Below are 20,241 nucleotides of genomic sequence, written 5' to 3'. Positions count from 1 at the left end.
CCCTCATGGCGATGCCCCCCAGCGTTCGAATGAGCTATGCCGGAGAATTATTTGATCCGTGGTGCTCCCAGGACAACGTACTTTCGTACTGTTCTGGCGTTTTGGGCCGAACGGCGGATTCATGGGACCACAGGTGGCCCCATCCTCAGAGAGTCAGCGTCCAGGTGTCGATGGTGCCGACGTCGTAGCGATCCATGTCCTGCACCCTGAGCGTCCAGGTGCCGTTACGGGCTTCGCCGGCGAGGTTCACGGTGTAGGTCTCGTCCACATTGTCCGCGTTGTCGAAGCGGACGAAGTTCTTCAAGCCGTACCTCGTGCCGTCCGGAGCGACCAGTTCGACGACCAGATTGCCGCGGTAGGTGTGCTTGATGTGCACCTCGGCCGTGCTCGTGGCCGACGCGTTGCCGGTGCAGCCGGAGACCGTCACCGAACTGGTCCTCGTGGACAGGTCGGGGATGGCCACGTCGGCGCCATTGGTCTTAACGCACGCCTGCACCGTGCCGACAGTCCACGTGAACCACATTTGGCCCGAACCACCGGCGGACTCCGTCGCGGTCACCTTCACGTTGTACGTGCCAGCGGTGGCCGCAGCACCGGTGATGACGCCGTTGGACGAACCGATCGACAGTCCAGGTGGAAGGCCAGTCGCGGACCACGTGTACGGAGGCGTGCCACCGGAAGCGGACAGCTGCAGGTTGACCGAAGCGCCGACCGCGGTTTTCCGCGGACCCGGATTGGTCACCGAAACTGTCGGCGGGGCGTTGACGCGCAGCAGCCGGTTCGGCGTATTGGCACCGGGGTTGGTCACCTTGCCCGGAGTCGCGGCCGCCAGGATCGCGCTGTGCACCTCGGCCGGGGTCTTGGTCGGATTGTCGGCCAGGTACAGCGCGACCGCCCCGGCGACGTGCGGTGCGGCCATCGAGGTACCGCTCTTCCGGACCGAGAGGGTGTTTTCGAGCGCCACCGCTGAGTAGATGTCCTCCCCTGGCGCGAAGATGTCGGTGCAGCTGCCGTAGCTGGAGAACGACGCGCGGGCGTCGTACCAACTGGACGCGGCGACGTTGATCGTCTCAGTCACGCGTTGCGGCGAGTACTGGCACGAGTCGTCGTTGAAGTTACCGGCAGCGACGACATACGAGATGCCCTTGCCGATGGACGCACGCACAGCGTCGTCCAGCACGCGGCTCGGCTCGTTCTGCACACCGGTGTACAGGCTCATGTTGGCCACGGCAGGCAGGACGGCATTCGCCGTGACCCAGTCGACGCCGGCGGCCTCAGTGGCGATCGAGCCGCTCCCCTCACAGTCGAGCACGCGGACGGCCTTGAGCTTGACCTTCTTGGCCACGCCGAAGGTATGGCCGCCGACCGTACCGGCCACATGGGACCCGTGACCTTGGCAGTCCATGCCCTGCATGCCATCGGTGAAGGCGTCGAAGCCGAACGTGGCCCGACCACCGAAGTCGTGGTGGTCGTAGTTGATGCCGGTGTCGATGACGTACGCGGTCACGTCCGCGGCCTCGACGGAATAGCTGTAGCGCTGGTCGATCGGCCGATCCACCTGGTCGACCCGGTCAAGCCCCCACGACGGCGGGTCCAGCTGATCGGTCAGCAGGCCGACGGTCCTGTCCTGCTCCACATAGGACACAGCGGGGTCCGCAGCCAGCTTACGAGCCTGTGAGGCCGACATCGTGACCGAGAAACCCTTGAGCGCGGCCTGGTACACGAAGCCGACCTTGCCGCCGTAGCGAGCAGCAAGACCGTCTGCAATCCCGCGAACGGCGACATTGTCCTTCAGAACAACAACATAACTGTCTTGGATCTTGTTGGGTGCGTTCTCGGCGATGATCTGGTTTGCCGCGGCAGCATTTGTGGGTAAGACGACGGTCGCGAGCACGCCCACAGCCGCTGCGGCCGTGCCCAAAAGTCTTGTGGGCATGGATCTATGACGCATCAAAGCTCCTAACGCGCACAGGGACGCCGGAAACTGCTAGCCCCCATGGCGTCGCCCCCGGCGTTCGAATGAGCCCCACCGGAGCTTATTCGATCCGCAGTCCGCCAGGACACCGTTTCTGCCACTGTTCTGCGGTTTTGAGCCGAATGGCCGATTCACGGTCCGCTGGTGAGTGGTTATCGGTCGCTAACCCGATAACCACTCACCAGGGTTGTCAGGTGACTGGCGCGAGCGCGGGCCCGGTCGTGCCGAGTTGTTCCATGGCAACGATTTGCGGCACGGGCCAGGTGATCCCGGGTGGCGGGAACTGTTGTCCCGTCCTTGCCAGGAAGTCCGCGGGCGGTTGGTAGATAGGGGGTTGTGTCCCGTCCGGAATCATGCTTGTCCACGTGATCCCGGCTTTGCGTGCGTCGAACTCCGCCTTCATCCCGGCGAGCAGCTCGGGTTGAGTGATCACGTCGACCGCGCTCGCGGCCATGTACCGGGCAGCGGAAAGCAGTCCCTGGTGGGCGATGTTCGTGGCCGCGGTCGAGGTCACGCCCCAGTTGTGGTTCGGCATGTTGGGTGGGAAACACGCCGCCAGCAAGACCGCTGTCGGCACTTGCCAGCTGACGTCCGCGGTGTCCGTCGCCAATCCACCGGTATAGCTCGCCGCGGGCGGCGTCAAGGGTTCAAGTCCAGTTGGCATGCCGGTTTCCGGGCGGCCCAAGGATTTCTGAATGGACCGGGCCAAAGCGTGGTCCTGCTCGGTGAACTGAGGCGGACCGATCTCCCGCATGTTGTCGTACAGCAGTTCCGAGCCGGACTTGCTGGCGAGCAGGTTCCACGTGGCCGAGTGGAACTTGTGGACCAGACGGGTCTGGCTCGCCTGCGCCGCCGCCTTCGCGGTCTCCACGATCTTGTCGTAGAGCACCTTCGCTCGTGCCGGGCTGCCTTCGCGGACGAAGTACCAGATCGAGCACATGTCCGGCGTCACGTTCGGCGCACCGCCGCCATTGATCACGGCGTAATGAAACCGCCCGGAGGGCGCGACGTTCTTCTCCCGCAGGTACTCCGACATGGTCGCCATGAGCAACGCACCATCGAGTCCACTTCGGTTGCCCAACGGTGTTCCGCCATGCCCGGCCGCACCGAGGAAGGTGAAGGTCGCGGACAACAGGGCGCTGGTGGTGTTCCAGAACGGCACGGTGATGTTGAAGGGATGCCAGTCGAAGAACGCGTCCAGTCCATCGTAGACACCTGCTTTGACCGCATAGGCCTTGCCGACCAACTGCTCCTCGCCGGTGGTACCGAACAGCTTCACGGTCGCCTTCAGCCCGTGCGCTCGGATCGCCTGTGCCACGGCGATTGCCGCGCCGACCGACCCCGCGCCCAGCGCGTTGTGGGCGTCCCCATGGCCCGGCCCGTAGGTCGGACCGTAGGCGTCGTAGTTGTAGACCAGCGGATCGTGCGTGCCGACTCCGGCTTTCTGTGACAGGTTCGGCAATGCGTCGTATTCGGAGTTGAAGCCGATGACGGGTCCGTCATTGCCGTAGGTGGCCACGAACGCCGCCGGTAACCCGCCCGCTCCCCATTTGACGGTGAACCCGTTCGCCTGCAACAGCTCGGCGGTTGCCAATGCGGATTTCCACTCACGCAAGGACAACTCGGCGTACTGCCAGATCTTGTCGCTCAGCCCGGTGATCGCGCCGCTGTTGGCTGTGATCCACGCCAGTGCCGTGGACTTCGCCGGACTGTTTCCGGCCAGGCCGGTCGGTGGCCGATACCCGGTCGCCGGGACACCGGTCTGCTCGTCGTGACCGAGAGTCGCCGCCAGAACCGGGTCCGCCTGCATCATCGCCGCGGTTGTGGCCGTCGCGCCGAGGCCGAACATCTTCAGCAGGCGGCGCCGCCCCACCCCTCCATCGGTTGTCATGCGGTCAATCTTGGCGACGATCAGCGCCCGGAAGGTGTCCAAAGCTCGCCAGCTCGCCAGCCTTTTTTCACGCCTTACATCAACTAATTGACCAGGGGTGTTTCCGGGACGTGTTCGGTGACTTACGATCGGCGAACGCCGCCGTAACCGGTTCCACCGAAAGAGGAGTACATGACCTCTCAGACACGCTGGAGGCGTTCCCCGGCCGTCGCCGCGACGGTCGTCGCGATGGCCCTGGTCGCCCCGTCGGCCGAGGCGGCCGACGACGCCACCTGGGGCTCGTTCGTGACCGGGACGTACTCCGCGGGCAGTGACAACACCTGGCGCCAGTTACCTCCGGTCAGAATCGGCCGTGACTCCGGGGCACCCGCCGACGCGACGGTGGTGATCGATCCGAGCCAGCTCCGCCAGCGCTACACCGGCATCGGGTTCTCCATCGACGAGACGAGCGTGTCCAACCTCTGGAAGCTCACCCCGGAGAACCGCGACAAGGCCATCCGGCTGCTGGCCGACCCCAAGTCCGGTGCCGGGTTCGACCGCTTCCGGCTGACCATCGGCAGCCCGGACCTGATCGAGCACCTGCCGTTCTGGTCGTACGACGAGCTGCCGCCGGGTGTGACCGAGGACTGGGACCTGAAGTACTTCTCCATCCAGCGGGACATCGACCTGCACATGGTCGAGACCGTCAAGATGATCCAGCGCTACAACCCGCGCGCGACTTTCATCGCCTCCGCCTGGAGCGCGCCCGCCTGGATGAAGACGAACAACCGGTTCATCGGCGAGGTCGCCCTCAAGCAGGGCAGCACGAACAGCTACTACCAGGTCGGCAAGCTGCGTGACGACGCCATCGACGTGTTCGCCCGCTACTACGTGAAGTACATCCAGGCGTATGCCAAGCAGGGCATCAAGGTCGACGCGATCACGCTGCTGAACGAACCGGGCATGGACGTGGTGTACCCGGCGATGGACATCGACATCGCCCAGCAGCAGAAGCTGGCGCTGGCGATCAAGCGTGAGTTCGGCAAGGCGAGTCTGGACACCGGGCTGTACATGCACGACTTCAACTTCTGGGACTGGCGCGACCCGAACAGCACCCAGACGAAGAACTACTACCGGGTCTTCGAGGACTCACCGGACGGCACGATCAAGGGCAAGCAGGTCCTCGACGCGGCCGACGGCCTGGCGTTCCACCCGTACTGGGGCGATCCGAAGGTGATGCGCGACGCCAACGCCGAAACCGGCAAGTCGGTGCACATGACCGAAACCAGCGACCTGAGCCCGGCGACCGTGATGAACTTCTTCCGCCTCAACGCCGGTTCGTACATCACCTGGGCGCAGGCCACCGACCAGGACGGCGGAACACTGCACTGGACCCCGGCGCGCGACAACAACATCGACTGGGCCGAGGTCGGCCGGACAACGAAGTGGCCGAACCGACTGGTGAAGGTGGACACCACGGCCAGGACGTTCACTGTCCGAAACGAACTGTTCCAGTTGGGACAGATGGCGAAATACCTCGGCCCCGAGCACACCCGGGTCGAGTCGAGCACGACTGACAACGGCGTGAGCAACGTGGTCTTCAAGGACCGCACGGACGACTTCGTCGCGATCATCCGAAACAGCAACGCAACACAGTCCTCAGTACGCGTCAAGCTGGCCGACCAGTCCTTTGTGGTCAAAGTACCCGCGAACGCCGTGGCAACCTACCGCTGGCACGGCAAAGTCCCGTCGGATCACCGCAACCACGCGCCAACGATCGACCCAGTAGCAGACGTGACGGTGGACCAGTTCAGCACCTCGCAGGTCCAGCTGAGGGCAACGGACCGCGACCACCGCGACAAGCTCTCCTTCTACGCCACAGAACTGCCGGACGGCGTCAGCATCGACTCGGCCACTGGCCAGGTGACACTGAAGCCAGTGGCAACCGGCACGCGGGAAGTGTCGGTCTACGTGACAGACGGCAAGGACCGCACCGAAGTCAAGTTCAAGGTGAACGTCCGCCAGAAACCCGCACCAGTCGGCCAGAAAGTCGAAGCGGAGTCGTACTCGGCACAGAACGGCTGGACCGAAGGCGGAGCGAACTTCATCGAGAACAACGCGGCAGCCAGCGGCGGCAAGAACGTCGGCTGGACCGCCGCAGGCAATTGGCTGAAGTTCCGGATCGACGTCGCCCAAGCAGGCACGTACGACCTGGAACTCCGGTACGCGAACGGCAGCGGGTCCACCGCCGCGGATGCGCTGTCGTTCCGTAACGCGGCCGGCGAGAAGCTGGTCACGTTCTCGTTGCCGGACAGCGGAGGCTGGGGCAACTGGCAGTCCGCGACCGCGAAGGTAAACCTGGCCGCAGGTGAACAAGAGGTGACGTTGTTCTGCGAGGCAGGCGGCTACAACCTGGACTACTTCAGGCTGTCCTAAAGATACAGAGCGGACGGGGAAGAGAAGGCGCGCCCTAACCAACAGCGGAGGCGCGCCCTGGCCTTGGCTCAAGTAGAGGCGCGCCCGGAGCACAGAAAGGCGCGCCCTAAGCAGTAGTCGGCGCGATTTTGTGTGGAGTAGCGCCGCAAATAAGCTTGTCGGCGGGGCAGGGCCGCAGGTCCTGCCCGCTTTCCCTGTCCTTTGCGGCGCAGAGGCTCCACACCAAATCGCGCCGACCGGTCACAGGGGCGCGCCGAGGTGACCAAAGAGCGCGCCGAAGTAGGCACAGAGCGCGCCGAAGGCGACCCATCCAAAAGCCAAAACCAAAGCGACCTAAAAAACGTCCCCCATCCGCGGCCGGCCAAGGGTGAGCTCACCTGAAGGCTCCAGATCCACCCGCAAGCGCTGCTCACCCCCGACCCGGCGGGACTTCGCCCGGCCACGCACCCGAACCTCCACAGTAGACCCAACACCCGCGGAAACCGTGGCGATGGCGGCGATCCCGACCGAGTAGTTCGTCGCGACACGCTGTGCCCGCCAAGCTTCCTGCCCGTCGACGAGGACGATCACCTCGTCGTCGGCGAACCCTTCACCAAGCTCGACGGCCAGCGTCATGACTTGATTATCCCTCCAATGACTGGATAACGGACGGCGGCTCATTGTTCTGCTGGGCGAGGCTACGGATGTCCTCGCGCAGCCGTTGGGCACCTTCGGTGTCCCCTGCCTTGGCGTGACTGTCGGCCAAGTACGCCGCCGCTTGGTAGACGGTCTTGTTGTCCAGGCCTCCTTCCCCACGTGATTCGTCGATCGCGCCGCGCAGGAAGTAGTCCGCGCGGTCGAGGTCCGGTTCCCGCACGTCCACTTCGCCGTCCGGCTGGACAGCGGTGAACGGCCGGGCTTGGTTCATGCCCAGTGCGAACCGGGCGTAGACGGCGCTGGGGTGCTCGCTGTAGTCCTGCGCCACGGTTTCCAGCGCGTTCATGCCGGTGGACAGGTACTGCGAGTCGGTGCCGAGCAACGTCAACGCCATGCCGGTCTCCTCGCCGAGCATCAGGTCGGCCACGATGTCGCCTTCGACCGAGTGCGGCGCACCGATCCTGATCGTCGCCAGGTTGGAGATGATCAGGTTGCCCTCCGGCGCCGCGTACATCGCTCTGATCCGGTACGCGCCCGGGTCTTCGAAGATCTGCCCGACCGCGGCGTCGTAACCGATGTACGCACTGATCGGCAGGGTCTCGCCGCTGCCGGCAGCCACCAGTTCCGGTGTGGCGCAGTGCGTCACCGGCGGCCGGTGCACGATCACGTCACCGCGTGGCCTTGAGATGACGACCTGGACGAAGCCGTACTTCGGATGTAGCTGTTCACGTGTGTTGACTTGCTGACGGCGTTCCGCGGTCAGGCTGATGTCCAGCACGACCGGCATGCCTAGTACGGGACGTTCGTGTGTCGGCTTGACCTCCAGCCGAAGCCCGGTCGTGTCGGAGATGTTGTCGGCCGCCGCTTCGAACGCCGCGCCGGTGCCGAACGGGTTGCCGCCCATGATGACCGCGTTGCGGAAGCCGTGCCGCAGGTGTGCCAGTTCCAGGTCGTCGAACACGAACGGGAACGCTGCCCAGAACGCGGCTTCACCGCCCGTGCCGCCGCCGAGTGGTTGGTAGAAGCGCGGATAGTTCATCCACGACAGGCTGTGCACCCGGTTGGGCATCGGCGGGTTCATGAACTGCTTGTGGAACGAGTGGAACAGGTTGAAGCAGTGCCCCAGTTCGTGCACGCACGTGTACAGCTGGGTGCGGAGGTTGGTCGCCATCCGCTCGTAGAAGGACGCGCAGCCCTGCCGCTGCAGGCCTTGCTGGTCGAACATGATGCCCAGCAGGGTCGACGTCGGTGTGGTGAGCTCGTGCCGCTGGGCGTGCAGCAGCCACACCTTCCATTGCGGTGTCTCCTGCCACCGCGAGAAGTGCGCCTGCATCGCGTTGTGCAGGCTCGCGTTGTTCCAGACGTGGTTGGCCGCGGTGTTGATGACGTTGCCGCCGCCGGTGTCCAGCATCTGAATGCCGGCTTCGGCGTACGAGCCCGCGGTGCTCAGCGTCCGCGCGGGTCCGCCGCTCGGTTGTGATCCGGTGTTGTAGCTGGCGAACGGCGTGACACTGGATTCACAGTCCTGCTCGAGCTCGACGGTCCGGAACGCGCCAGCAGCCCACGCACAGACATAGGTCGCGCCAATGGCGCCGGTCGGAGTGGACCAACGGATGCTCGCGGGCGGCGCCGGCTGGAAGATCCGGGCGCGTGGCACGGTCACCGTGGCGACCGTGAAAGTCGTCGGCCAGGTCGTACGAGCGGTACCGACGATGGTGAGGGTCGTCGGCGTCGCGGAGACCGTGACGGCGTCAACGGTCCATGACCCGAAATAGCTGACTGTGGCACCGGAAACGACGTAGTAGTCGCCGCTCAGCTTGCCCAGCGGGTGCCGTCCGTCGACGTCGACCCGCAGTTCGAGCTGGAAGCCCAGAGGTTGGGACCGGTACCGGCCGCTCGCGATGCGGAACGGCAACGGAATCGGCACGGGTGGCACGACCGGGGCGGCCACGTCGAGTTCGGTGAGGTCTTGCTGGCCGTCGGCGCGAAGGAGTTCTTCGCCGGTGATCGCCTGTGTCGCGGAGGCGAGCGGTCCGCTTGGATCGCCGGTCAGTCCGGCCGGGCTGACCGGGACCCGAAATGCGATCTGTTCGACGTTCTCCGCCATGCCCTCGAGCTCCCTAATACCCGGGACATGCGTACTCGAATTCGGTTCGATTGTGGTCATGGATAATTCACTCCTCGACAAGCTGCGCCTCGCGGCGAGGAGAGCGTGCGGCATTGTCAGACCGTCGGAGGACGAACCACGTCCGGCAGCCGCCGTTCAGTTCCCTGTTGACCCATGAGACGTGTGACCTGGGACAGTCTGCTCCGCGTGCAGATGCCACACAAGGCCTGGTGCAGCTATTCACCACAGAAAAAGTTGTTCGCAGAAAAACGTAGCTGGTCAGTTCGTCAACGACAATTCGCCATTTCCGGCGGCACTGTGGAAAGAACCAACCACGGTAACGACGTCACTTAACCGGCGTAAAGATCTTGCCCCGAAAAGATCATTCCAAAAGGGCTTCAATAGCGCAGGAGGTAACCGAGCATTCGCCGCCGGGCGGCCGCGTTGCCGGGGTTGGGATTGAACAGTGCGTCGAGCATGGTGACCACTTCGTCCCTCGCGGCCTTTGTCCGCATCACCCGTTGCCACATCCGCAGGTTCAGGCGATGCCGCCACCTCGGCGTGCGGGCAAGGGCAACAACATTGCGGACATTGTGGTGAACCTTCGTCGGAAACCGTTCAGCGTTCGGGCCGAGGAGCCGGTCGGGCAGAATGTCGAGACCGTATTCGGTCATGAAGTCGAAGTCGGTGCGCCACGCGGCCGCCCAGAGGTAGTCGACCATCCGGCACCACCCTCGCAGGAACTCCAGCTCGGCGTGCGCGAACGGTGCGGGGTCGATGCCCACGAGGTTCTCGGCAACGATGTCCAGCGACGTCTTGTGCGCCTTCCACAGCGCGAACCGGACTGTCTCGTTGTCGGTGTCCCCCATGACCATCTCGAAGTAGGACCGCCAATCCCCGACAGCAGAGCCAAAGTCCTCCGGCCGGTAGCCGAACCGCGAGGGCGCGGGCGGCGGCGCGATCGCGATCTGCGGCACGACGCCCGCCGCGGTCGCACCCAGCCACGGGATCACGCACAGTGCATAGTTGCCGTATCCCCAAGGGGAATCAGGGGCGATCCGATCGTCATGACAGCCGAGCCGGCCACTGCTGAACTGCCATTGGTGCTGGAACATCAGGCCCCACATGGGGTTGCGCCGGTTGTCCGGGCCGAACTGGTCGTCACGGTTCGTGGCGTCGATCATCTCCCGGTAGGCGGCCATCCGGTGGGAGAAGCGGAACGGGTCGAACACTTCGTTCAGCGGCTGGGCCGAAGTCCACACCTCGAACAGGTCCAGACCGGCCAGTTCGATCGGATGCGTGACCACTTCGCCTCCCCTGATTTCGCTGCGTAACGCAAAAGTACGCCCGACTGGACCAAACTTCTGTCTGCCGGATGCGAAAGTCTTCATTTGTCCGTCATAAGTAGCTAACATCCGTTGACTGCTTGACGGAGGAAGGTACCTCCTCCGCGTCAGACGACCGGTCGTTGTCTGAAGCCCGCCGCCATGGGTGTCGTCAGCCGCCCGAAGTATGCGCACGCCCGGTTTGAGAAAGGCGCTATTCGCCATGGAAGAAAAACAGGACAGACGGTTCACCCGCCGTGACGTGTTCACCGCGTCCGCCGGAGCCGCCGCCGTGCTCGGCGCAGCCGGTTTACCAGTGCTCGCCACGGCAACGCCCGCACTCGCGGACACCGATCACGACAGGGGACGCGGCCTGCGCGTCGAACCGCTGATCCCGGCCCGCAACCGCGGGATCATCCTGTACAGCGTCCGTGACCGCATCAGCGCGGCCCCGGACAACAGCGGAGTGCCGTACGGATTCGAACGGGTCCTCGCCCGCCTTGCCGAGATCGGCTACAAGGAGATCGAGTTCGCCGGCTACAACCAGAGCACCGAGATCCTCGGCCGTCAGATCACGCCGAAGGAGATCCGCAAGATCCTCGACGACAACGGGCTGGTCGCCAACGGGACGCACACCCAGATCAACCCCGCGACGTTCGAGCAGCAGATGGACATCGCCCAGGAACTGGGCATGAAGAACATCGGCACCGGCAGCGACCCGACCAACACCGCCTACAAGGCCGACTGGGACGCCGCCGCGGACACCTGGAACGAACTGGGGCGCCGCGCGAGGGCACGCGGCCTGCGGCTCTACACCCACAACCACGACGCCGCGTACAGCTTCCTGCTCGACACCGGCCCGTTGGACGCCAACGGCAAGCCGACGCGTTCGTCCGGGAAACGGCGTCTCGAGTACTTCTTCGACAAGACCGATCCCCGTTACGTCTTCTTCGAGCTGGACATCTTCTGGGCGTACGTGGCGCGCTACAAGCACAAGACGTACACCGACCGCTGGGGCCGTCAGCAGACCTCCCTGTTCGACCCGATTCTGACCGTCGCGCCACAGCCGCTGCGGTTCCCGCTGTTCCACGCCAAGGACGGCAACCGCAACACCGCCGTGCCCAACGGCCACGACATGGTGCCGTTCGGCGAGGGCGACATCAACTTCCAGCAGTTCTTCCAGACCATCGGTGAGCAGGACTTCCACCACGCGAACTGGGAGCAGGACACCGCGCCCGGCGGCACCACCGCGCCGGCGCAGTCGCTCGACTTCGCCGCGCTGAGCTACACCAACATGTCCGAGCTGACCATTTACCGCCGCCGCTGAGGAGACGCTCACCTATGCTTCGCTCGTCTGGGCGACGCTGGCTGGCCGCTGCGGCCGGCTTCGCTGTCGCCTCATCCATCGTGCTCGTGGGCAGTTCACCCGCGACCGCAGCACCTCCCCCTGTCCGGGACACCTCTGAGCCGTTGGTCGCCGAGCAGAACGGCCCGGCATCGCTGCGTTCCGACGTCCGCAAACCACCGAGCTACAAGGTCCTGGTGTTCACCAAGACCGACGGGCCACGCCGTGCGTCCATTCAGGATGGTGTGCAGACCATCCGGTCGCTGGCAGGCAACAACGGGTTCCAGGTCACGGTGACGCAGGACGCGGCCGCGTTCACTGCCGAGAACCTGGCGAACTTCCGTGCCGTGGTGTTCCTCAACACCGTCGGCAACGTTCTCAACCCCGCGCAGGAAGCCGCTTTCGAGTCCTACGTCCGGGCCGGTGGCGGTTGGGTCGGTGTCCACGCGGCTGCGGAGACCGAGCCGGACTGGCCGTTCTACCGTGACCTCGTCGGGTCCAAGGTCGCCGGTGTGACCGGCGTCAGCGCGGGCAACGTGCAGGTCGCTGACCGCGCGCACCCGTCGACCGAGACCGTGCCGCGGACGCTCACGCTGACCGAGGAGTGGTACAACTTCGAGAAGAACGTGCGCGGTTCCGAGCACGTTCTGGCCACTGTGGACGAACGGTCGTTCGCCGGTGGCACGATGGGCTTCGACCACCCGATCTCGTGGTGCCAGGACCACGTCGGCGGTCGTTCCTGGTACACCGGCCTCGGCCACTCGATCGAGACGTACCGGCAGGGTGCCTTCCGCAAGCACCTGCTTGGCGGCATCGAGTGGGCGGCGGGTGTCGTCGAGGGTGACTGTGGCGCGACCGTGCTCGGCAACTACGAGAAGGTCACGCTCAACGACGAGCCCGGCGAGCCGATGTCGCTCGCGGTGCTGCCGGACGGGCGCGTGCTGCACAACACCCGCGGCGGCCAGATCCGGCTGTACGACCCCAAGTCCAAGGCCAGCCCGGTGATCACCACCATCCCGGTGTACTCGCACGACGAGGACGGGCTGCAGTCGGTCGCGATCGACCCCGACTTCGCGAACAACAAGTGGGTCTACATCTTCTACGCGCCACCGCTGAACACCCCGGTCGACAACCCGGCCACGCCGGGTGTCAACGAGGGTGACGCGCCCGCGACCAGCAACGACCCCAAGGTGTGGGACGCGTTCAAGGGCTACAACCAGCTCTCGCGCGTGAAGCTGGTCGAGACGCCGACGCCGCACCTGGACATGGCCACCGAGCAGCAGATCCTGCGGGTGGACGTGGACCGTGGCATCTGCTGCCACGTGGCAGGCAAGGTCAAGTTCGACGGCAAGGGCAACCTGTACCTGGTCACCGGTGACGACACCAACGCCAGTGGCTCGGACGGCTACACGCCGATCAACGACGCGCCGACCCAGGGCCCCGGTTACGACGCGCAGCGCTCGTCGGCCAACACCAACGACCTGCGCGGCAAGCTGTTGCGGATCAAGGTCCGTCCGAACGGGACGTACACCATCCCGGAGGGCAACCTCTTCCCAGAGGCCGAGGACTTCGACAACAAGACCCGGCCGGAGATCTTCCTGATGGGTCTGCGCAACCCGTTCCGGTTCGATGTGGACTCGTCCGGAATGGTCTACCTGGCCGACTATTCGCCCGACTCCCGCACGTCATCGCCGACGCGTGGCCCGGAGGGCACCGGGAAGTGGTTCGCCACCAAGACCGCGGGCAACTACGGGTGGCCGTTCTGCACCCAGCCGGGATCGCCCTATGTGGACTTCGATTTCACGACACGGACGCCGGGCCAGCCGTTCAACTGTGGCGCGCCGGTGAACAACTCGCCGAAGAACACCGGACGGACCGTGCTCCCAGCGGTGCAGCCGTCGCAGTTCTGGTACACCTACGAGGCGCGCACGCCGTGCCCCGGTTCGTACATGGTGAACCCGCCGACGCCGTGTGACTTCAAGTGGCCGGTGATCGGTACGGGTGGCGTCGGCCCGCACGGCGGCCCGATCTACAAGTACGACAAGAACTCCACGTCGGAGACGAAGTTCCCCGAGTACTACAACAACTCGGTCGTCTTCGGTGAGTTCACCCGCGACAAGCTGTTCATGATGCGCACGGACGGCAAGGGCAACCTGACCGGTGTCGAACAGTTCCTGCCCGGGTTCGTCTTCGACAACCCGATGGAAATGGAGTTCGGACCGGACGGTTCGTTGTACGTGCTGGAGTACGGCGACGGCTTCTTCCGGCCGAACCCGGACGCCCAGCTGTCGGTGATCAGGTACGTCAAGGGCAAGCGGTCGCCTGTCGTGGTGCTTGACGCGACACCGACGTCCGGCCAGGCGCCGTTGACCGTGAACTTCTCCAGCGCCGGGACGCACGATCCCGACCCGGGTGAGTCGATCTCGTACGCCTGGGACTTCACCAACGACGGCACTGTGGACTCAGCCGACCCGAACGCGACGTACACGTACACCGCCAACGGGGTGTACTACGCGAAGCTCACGGTGACCGACTCCAGCGGTAAGACAACGTCGCTGACGCGGACCATCACGGTCGGCAACACAGCGCCCACCGTCACGGTCACGTCCCCGGTCGCAGGCTCGTTCTTCAACTGGGGCGACCAGATCCCGTTCACGGTGACGGTGACCGACCCCGAGGACGGCCAGATCGACTGCAACCGTGTGACGGTGTCGTTCGTACTCGGGCACGACGAACACGGCCACGGCCAAGCCGAGACCAGCGGATGCTCCGGCACGTTGCCGTCACCGCCCGACGGCGCTGATCACGCCGGCGGCTACCTATGGGGTGGCATCAGCGCCAAGTACACCGACCTCGGCGCCAACGGCCAGCCCCCACTGGAGACGATCAGCCAAGCCAAGATCCAGCTGCACCGCCAGGAAGCCGAGTTCGCCCCGATCAAGCAGGGCGTCGACTTCACGATCACCCCGGACACCGGGGCAGGCCTGCACGTCAACGCGATCGACGTGGGCGACCACATCGCCTTCGACCCGATCAACCTCGGCGGGACCAACACGGTGACCTTCCGGTACTCAGGCGGTTCGGCGACGACCGTGGGCCAACCACGAGCGAACGTCGAACTGCGGCTGGACTCCCCAACCGGCCCGCTGGTCGCCACGGCGACACTGGCAGCGACCAACGGCAACAACGGGTTCGCCAGCCAGAGCGTGCCAGTCAGTCAACCGGCCGGAACACACAAGCTGTACCTCGTGTTCACCGGTGTCCCGAATGGACCAACAACAGGTCTGATCAACCTGAACTGGGTTGAGTTCTCGTAACTCGACCCGACCCCGCGCCCACTGCGCGGGCCGTGACGAACTGCCCGTCACAGCCCGCGCAGTGGGCCATCGGCCTGACTGATGCGTTGAAGATGTTGTCGGACTTCCGCGACGAGATGCTCGTAACCGGACTCCTCCAGCACAGCAACAGCTTCGCGCCAACAGGCGATGGCCTCGCCTGTGTTGCCAATGTGGTACAGCGAGACGGCGAGGGTGTCCAACAGTGCGGCGACTGAAGTAACCAGTGTTCTGGTGGCACGGCCAACAGCAATCGTGTATTCACTCCTGGTCGCGCGTCCGATAGCGAGTCCTTGTCGGCAAAGGCCGATGGCCTTCTCGTGCTCACCGAGCCCCTGCCATGCGTGCGCCAAGTGGTACAGGGCCTCAGGGTCGCCCCTGTTGTCACCTATCTGGCGGCGAAGAACCAAGCTGCGTTCACCGTGTTCGAGGGCTTGCCGGTAAAGCCCCAGCCCAGCACATGCGCGACTGAGGTCTCCCTGAATTATGGCCTCATACCGTAGAGGATGCTTGTTCCGGACCAAAGGTAGTCCTTGCAGAAGGTAAGCCCGCGCCTGCTCGTAGTCCCCACGCTCACAGCACAGGAAACCAAGCATGTTGAGCGTCATTCCTTCGCCGACAGCGTCGCCGGCCGCCCGGGCCGTGGTTAATGCATGTTCGAAGTCAGCCCAGGCCTCGTCCCATCGATATTGGTCGGCAAATGCCTCGCCGCGTCTGGTGAGAAAGTAGCGCTCGGCGCTGGCGTCTCCACAGTGTCCGGCCGCCATGATGCCAAGCGTCTCGACTTCGACGACGTCATCCCAGCTCCCCAATGAGAACAGAAATCGCATGCCGTCAGCGAGATGGAGAGCGTGCCTGTGGAGCTTTCGCTGCGTCGCATCGTGCAGCGCCGCAAGGAGATTCGTGCGTTCATCCTCCAACCAGGCCAGAGCATGCGCAAGGTTATGGAATGCGATGCAAGCAGGAGCCGGAGGAGGAAGTCGGAGAGATATTCGATAGTGGCTGGGATTTATCAAATGGTCGGATGCACAAGCGGTTTGGGCGTACCAAGCGAGCAGAGTCCGCATCGCGTGGTCGCGATCTTCTTCGGGATCGTGGCGGTGTGCTTGGTCGGCCGCGTAGGCGCGAAGCAAGTCGTGAAAGCGATAGCGTTCTCTGGCGGTGGGTTCAATCAAGTGAGCTTCGGTGAGGTCGTCGAGCAGTCTCCGGGCGACTGACATGTCGACTTCGCCAACTGCCGCAGCGGCAGGTAACGACAGGTCGGGACCGGGGTGCAGGCCTAACCGACGGAACAACTGTGCTTGGTCTACGGTGAGGCGCTGATAAGACCAGTCGAAAACCGCTCGCACCGCAGCACTTTCGTCACCGCCAGAGCTGAGCACATCCAGTCGGCCATGCTCGTTAGCCAGTTCGGCGACAACCTCAGCCACGGTTGTGTGCCGCTGCGCCGCTACTTTGCTCGCGGCGATCCGCAACGCCAACGGAAGCCGAGCACACAACCGAAGGAGCTCAGCGACAGCCTCTGGTTCAGCCGCAGCTTGGTCCGTGCCAATGATTCCGGTGACCAGGTTGAGCGCTTCGGGTGGAGTGAGCAGGTCGAGCGACAGCCGGTGTGCGGCTTCGGTGACGACGAGTCCGGTGAGGCTGTCGCGACTGGTCACGATCACCATGCACCCCGCCGCGCCAGGTAGCAATGGCCGAACCTGATCGGCACTGTTGGCGTTGTCCAACACGATCAGCATCCGCCGACCGTCCAGTAAGGATCGATACAACGCCGCCTGCTCGTCCATCCCGACTGGCATCTTCTCCGCTGGAACGTCAAGAGCGCGTAGGAACCCGTCAAGAACCTGACTTGGAGTCGCCGGGGCACCGGGACCGCAACCGCGGAGATTGACGTGCAGCGTCCCGTCCGGAAATCGGTGCTGCACGCGGTGAGCCCAGTGCACGGCCAGGGTGGTCTTGCCGATTCCCGCTGTCCCGTCGATCGCTGTGATCACCACTGTTGGCGCTTCGTCATCAGCCGGAATCAGGTCGTCGAGGGCAGCGACATGATCCGCTCGACCGGTGAAGTCCCTGATCGCCAAGGGAAGCTGACGCGGCACCAGTGACCTGTCGACGGGCCGCCGTCGCTCGGCGGGATAGGGGTGATCGGGAAGCGTGATCCAAGCGATCGTGCTGGTTTCCTTCTCGGCCACCTTGACCCGGCGGTAAGTAGCCGGTGCCGCACCCGGCGTGTGGCGCACCACGTCCTCGAAGAACCAGTCGGACGTGATCAACGCCAGCACGCCGGGCGACGCGGCGAGCGCGGCCTTCAGCGGTTGCGCGTCTATCAAACGAAAGGCCAAGTTGAGTGACGAGGAGGCCACCCCGTGGTCGTCGTACTGGACTTCGCCCGCGTGCAACGCCATCCGCAACCGCATCCGCTGCGCCTCAGGATGGGTGTCGTTGTGCACTCGCAGCGCGGTAATCAGCCTGTGGGGCAACGCTTCAACGAACACCGCCTTGCTCGTCGAAGCCGGTGCTAGGATGAACACCGCATCGCCACGGTCCTCGTGATAGCAGTCAGCCCACGGCACGCCAACGGCATCAAAGGAAGTTCGGACCACGTCGTACAAACCATCGCGGACGCCGCGTTGGTGCGGGTTCGTTCTTCGCCGATCGCCGAATCCCTCGATGTCCAGCACCACGATCATGTGATGGGCCATAAGGGAAAGCGTGGCATTTCTAACGGAAGTCGTCGACCCGATCCCGTGCCCACTGTGCGAACGTCCGCGGCGGGCTGCCCGTCACGGGCTGAGCGGTGGGTAGCGGGCCCAACTGGCTCGGGTCGAAGTCCGCGGCTTGCGCCGGGTCGGCCGGATTGCCGTCGTAGTCGGTGAAGCCCAGCAGGAAGTCCGCGGCTTCGGCGGCGAACCCACCCAGCTTCAGGTAGATCTCGCGGGCTTCGGCCGGGGTGACCTCCTCGAAGCGCACTTCTTCGCCGAGTGCGTCTCCGATGGCTTTCGCCTGGTCACGCAGGCTGATCAGCTCGGGTCCGTTGATGTCGTACGCCTTGCCGTGATGACCGTCCTCCAGCAAGGCTTTCAGCGCCACATCGGCGACATCCTGTTCGTGCACGGGGAACCACGCCGCGTCCGGGTTCGCGTCCCGCACCACCCGCTCGGCCCGGATCGACGCCCCCCACAGGAACAGCTTGTTCGCCATGAACTCGCCGGGGCGGATGTGTGTCCACTCCAGACCGGACTGCTCGACGGCCTGTTCCACCGGCGGATGGAACGTCGTGTCGAAACCGCCGGTCACCGCGCCCGACGAGAGCACCACGATGCGCTGAACGCCTGCTTGCTTGGCGCGTTCGACGACTTCCTTGGCTGTCGCGGGCTCCGGGAACAGGAACATCCTGTCCACGTCCTCAACCGGCACAGTCTCGGGCTTGGTGAGATCCCCTTGGACGACCTCGGCGCTGGCCAGTCTCGCCCGCGCCGGGTCCCTGGACAGCGCCCGCACCTCAACTCCCGCCTTGGCCAGGCCTGCTGTCACGTGCCGCCCCACGTTCCCGGTCGCGCCGGTCACCAGCACTCGCATCCCGTCCTCCTTTTCCGTACGACCTACGATTAAACAATACCGTACTCTATACGAAAAATCAGGGAGGGTGGATGGAACACAGCGGCGGCGGAGATCCTCGGGAGACGTTGCGCCTGCTCTGGCGCTCGCCGCAGGCCCGATCGGGCCGTGGCCGTCCGCCGAAGGTCTCGCTGGACAAGATCGTCGCCGCGGCGATGGACCTCGCTGACCGGGACGGCCTCGACACCATGACCATGGACAAGGTCGCCGCTTCCCTGGGCGTGGGCACCATGACGCTCTACACGCACGTGCCAGGCAAAACCGAGCTCGTGGACCTCATGCTGGACGCGGCATGGCAAGAGCTGGACTTGGTGTCCACATCGGACGACTGGCGGCAGCAGGTCGAGCTCTACGCCCATCGAGCCGTGGAGTTGTACAAACGTCACCCGTGGCTGCGGATGGTCTCCACCACGCGCCCGCCCCTCGGCCCCGGCTTGTTCGCTCGCGAGAACTTCCTGATCGCCGCCCTGTCGACCACTGGCCTGTCCCCCACCGATGTGGGAGCGGCGGCCAACGCCATCGTCACGTTCGTCGAAAGCGCGGCCGCTGTGCAGGCGGAACACGCCCATGGCGAGCGGCTGAGCGGCCAATCCGACGACGACTGGTGGGCCGCACGCCAGGTGTTCTGGGAAAACTTCTTCGACCCGGAGCGATACCCAGCGATCAGCGAGATCTGGGAAAAGGGCGGGTTCAACCGCAGCGCCGCCGAGGCCGCCGCGAACGCGTTCACCCTTGGCCTGCGCGCCCTGCTCGACGGCATCGCCGCAATGGCTCAGCCGAACTGATACTGCACGGTCTTCTCCGCGATGTCGGTGGTCATCCGCTGGAAGCCGACCTTCTCCAGCACCCGGATCGACGCGGGGTTCGACAACTCCACGGTGGCGTAGATCGTGTGCACCTCGGGTTCCGCCAAGGCGAACGCGACCAACACACGCGTGGCCTCCGAGGCATAGCCACGCCCATGCCGAGAAGCCACGATCCCGTACCCGATCTCCAGCGTGCCGTCGTCAGGCGGCCAGAAGAGCCCGATCGAGCCGACGACCAGGCCGCTGGAACGCTCGACGACGAGCCTGTGGCCGTACTCCCCCAACCACAACGGGTTGTCACCGAACAATCCGGCGATCTCGTGGTCACCTTCGGCGGGGAAATCGCCGGCCCAGTCCGCCAGCCGGACGCCGTCCACCACAGCGGCCGCCTCGCCGGGCGTCCACGAGCGCAGTTCGAGCCGGTCTGTGCGCAACGACGGCACCTTCCTGCCCCCTAACAGCCCTGACCAGGCAAGTTCAGGGTCGGTTCCGGGGTCTTCACCGATGTTTCGGTGAACCGGACACTGGCAACATAACTGACATGGCAACCATGACTTTGACCCGATCACGACACAACAAGGTGATCGCGGGTGTCTGTGCCGGACTGGCCGAGCGGATGGGCTGGAAACCGAAGACCATGCGGATCCTTTTCCTGGTGTCGTGCCTGCTGCCCGGCCCGCAGTTCCTGCTGTACATCGTGCTGTGGATCGTCATGCCGCAGCGGGACTACTGATCGATCTTGTCCACGCTCCGTTCATCTGGTGGTCTTAGCGTCCCCGCACGCT

General features: G+C 64.8%; 13 protein-coding genes. 5 read left to right on the top strand and 8 right to left on the bottom strand.

Going from position 1 to position 20,241, the window contains the following annotated elements; all coding sequences use genetic code 11:
- Positions 1–145 precede the first annotated feature (145 nt).
- Both B9C43_RS29795 and B9C43_RS29790 read right to left on the bottom strand, forming a co-directional pair.
- The gene (locus tag B9C43_RS29795) at positions 146–1,936 is read right to left on the bottom strand and encodes a S8 family peptidase (RefSeq protein ID WP_235038908.1); all 1,791 of its coding nucleotides are present in this window, start codon (positions 1,934–1,936) and stop codon (positions 146–148) included.
- Positions 1,937–2,165: 229 nt separating this feature from the next.
- Positions 2,166–3,866 carry an amidohydrolase gene (locus B9C43_RS29790; RefSeq protein WP_084430409.1) on the bottom strand — a complete coding sequence of 567 codons (1,701 nt, stop codon included), beginning with the start codon at positions 3,864–3,866 and terminating at the stop codon, positions 2,166–2,168.
- A 171-nt stretch (positions 3,867–4,037) separates the two neighbouring features.
- On the opposite strand from B9C43_RS29790, the gene B9C43_RS29785 reads away from it, so the two are divergent.
- Positions 4,038–6,281, top strand: coding sequence for a carbohydrate-binding protein (locus B9C43_RS29785; protein ID WP_084430238.1), 2,244 nt, complete (start codon positions 4,038–4,040; stop codon positions 6,279–6,281).
- A gap of 333 nt (positions 6,282–6,614) precedes the next feature.
- On the opposite strand, the gene B9C43_RS29780 is transcribed toward B9C43_RS29785, so the two are convergent.
- From B9C43_RS29780 to B9C43_RS29770, 3 genes are all read right to left on the bottom strand, one after another.
- Positions 6,615–6,896 (bottom strand): hypothetical protein, encoded by a 282-nt coding sequence (locus B9C43_RS29780; RefSeq protein ID WP_084430237.1) that lies wholly within the window; start codon positions 6,894–6,896, stop codon positions 6,615–6,617.
- Positions 6,897–6,903: 7 nt separating this feature from the next.
- On the bottom strand, positions 6,904–9,084 hold the full coding sequence (locus tag B9C43_RS29775; RefSeq protein ID WP_143446675.1) for a hypothetical protein: 2,181 nt from the start codon (positions 9,082–9,084) through the stop codon (positions 6,904–6,906).
- A gap of 338 nt (positions 9,085–9,422) precedes the next feature.
- Entirely contained in the window at positions 9,423–10,331 is a 909-nt protein-coding gene (locus B9C43_RS29770; protein WP_235038907.1) for a Leg1-related protein, read from the bottom strand.
- A 241-nt stretch (positions 10,332–10,572) separates the two neighbouring features.
- On the opposite strand from B9C43_RS29770, the gene B9C43_RS29765 reads away from it, so the two are divergent.
- Positions 10,573–11,676 (top strand): sugar phosphate isomerase/epimerase family protein, encoded by a 1,104-nt coding sequence (locus B9C43_RS29765; protein ID WP_033382975.1) that lies wholly within the window; start codon positions 10,573–10,575, stop codon positions 11,674–11,676.
- 14 nt (positions 11,677–11,690) lie between these two features.
- The gene (locus B9C43_RS29760; RefSeq protein WP_084430234.1) at positions 11,691–15,011 is read left to right on the top strand and encodes a ThuA domain-containing protein; all 3,321 of its coding nucleotides are present in this window, start codon (positions 11,691–11,693) and stop codon (positions 15,009–15,011) included.
- A gap of 47 nt (positions 15,012–15,058) precedes the next feature.
- Here the strand turns inward: B9C43_RS29760 and B9C43_RS29755 are convergent, their stop codons facing one another.
- Positions 15,059–17,275 (bottom strand): ATP-binding protein, encoded by a 2,217-nt coding sequence (locus tag B9C43_RS29755; protein ID WP_235038906.1) that lies wholly within the window; start codon positions 17,273–17,275, stop codon positions 15,059–15,061.
- A gap of 478 nt (positions 17,276–17,753) precedes the next feature.
- Positions 17,754–18,611, bottom strand: coding sequence for an SDR family oxidoreductase (locus tag B9C43_RS29750; protein WP_084430232.1), 858 nt, complete (start codon positions 18,609–18,611; stop codon positions 17,754–17,756).
- A gap of 71 nt (positions 18,612–18,682) precedes the next feature.
- Between B9C43_RS29750 and B9C43_RS29745 the strand changes: the two genes are divergently transcribed.
- Entirely contained in the window at positions 18,683–19,435 is a 753-nt protein-coding gene (locus B9C43_RS29745) for a TetR/AcrR family transcriptional regulator (RefSeq protein WP_084430231.1), read from the top strand.
- On the opposite strand, the gene B9C43_RS29740 is transcribed toward B9C43_RS29745, so the two are convergent.
- A complete protein-coding gene (locus B9C43_RS29740) occupies positions 19,423–19,890 on the bottom strand; it encodes a GNAT family N-acetyltransferase (protein WP_084430408.1) in 468 nt (155 codons plus the stop codon). The two genes, B9C43_RS29745 and B9C43_RS29740, sit on opposite strands and share 13 nt — an antisense overlap.
- Positions 19,891–19,997: 107 nt before the next feature.
- Between B9C43_RS29740 and B9C43_RS29735 the strand changes: the two genes are divergently transcribed.
- Positions 19,998–20,189 (top strand): PspC domain-containing protein, encoded by a 192-nt coding sequence (locus B9C43_RS29735; RefSeq protein WP_033382966.1) that lies wholly within the window; start codon positions 19,998–20,000, stop codon positions 20,187–20,189.
- Positions 20,190–20,241: the final 52 nt, after the last annotated feature.

It is taken from the genome of Kibdelosporangium aridum, from assembly GCF_900176515.1.
GTDB lineage: Bacteria > Actinomycetota > Actinomycetes > Mycobacteriales > Pseudonocardiaceae > Kibdelosporangium > Kibdelosporangium aridum.
The sequence above is the reverse complement of the archived record's forward strand: the minus strand, read 5'-3'. Positions and strand labels throughout refer to the sequence as shown.

Excerpts from the sequence above, each read along its gene's own strand:
- B9C43_RS29760 (WP_084430234.1), top strand. The coding sequence starts at position 11,691 with ATGCTTCGCTCGTCTGGGCGACGCTGGCTGGCCGCTGCGGCCGGCTTC.
- B9C43_RS29745 (WP_084430231.1), top strand. The coding sequence starts at position 18,683 with ATGGAACACAGCGGCGGCGGAGATCCTCGGGAGACGTTGCGCCTGCTC.
- B9C43_RS29775 (WP_143446675.1), bottom strand. The coding sequence starts at position 9,084 with ATGACCACAATCGAACCGAATTCGAGTACGCATGTCCCGGGTATTAGG.
- B9C43_RS29750 (WP_084430232.1), bottom strand. The coding sequence starts at position 18,611 with ATGCGAGTGCTGGTGACCGGCGCGACCGGGAACGTGGGGCGGCACGTG.
- B9C43_RS29765 (WP_033382975.1), top strand. The coding sequence starts at position 10,573 with ATGGAAGAAAAACAGGACAGACGGTTCACCCGCCGTGACGTGTTCACC.
- B9C43_RS29795 (WP_235038908.1), bottom strand. The coding sequence starts at position 1,936 with ATGCCCACAAGACTTTTGGGCACGGCCGCAGCGGCTGTGGGCGTGCTC.
- B9C43_RS29735 (WP_033382966.1), top strand. The coding sequence starts at position 19,998 with ATGGCAACCATGACTTTGACCCGATCACGACACAACAAGGTGATCGCG.
- B9C43_RS29785 (WP_084430238.1), top strand. The coding sequence starts at position 4,038 with ATGACCTCTCAGACACGCTGGAGGCGTTCCCCGGCCGTCGCCGCGACG.
- B9C43_RS29780 (WP_084430237.1), bottom strand. The coding sequence starts at position 6,896 with ATGACGCTGGCCGTCGAGCTTGGTGAAGGGTTCGCCGACGACGAGGTG.
- B9C43_RS29790 (WP_084430409.1), bottom strand. The coding sequence starts at position 3,866 with ATGACAACCGATGGAGGGGTGGGGCGGCGCCGCCTGCTGAAGATGTTC.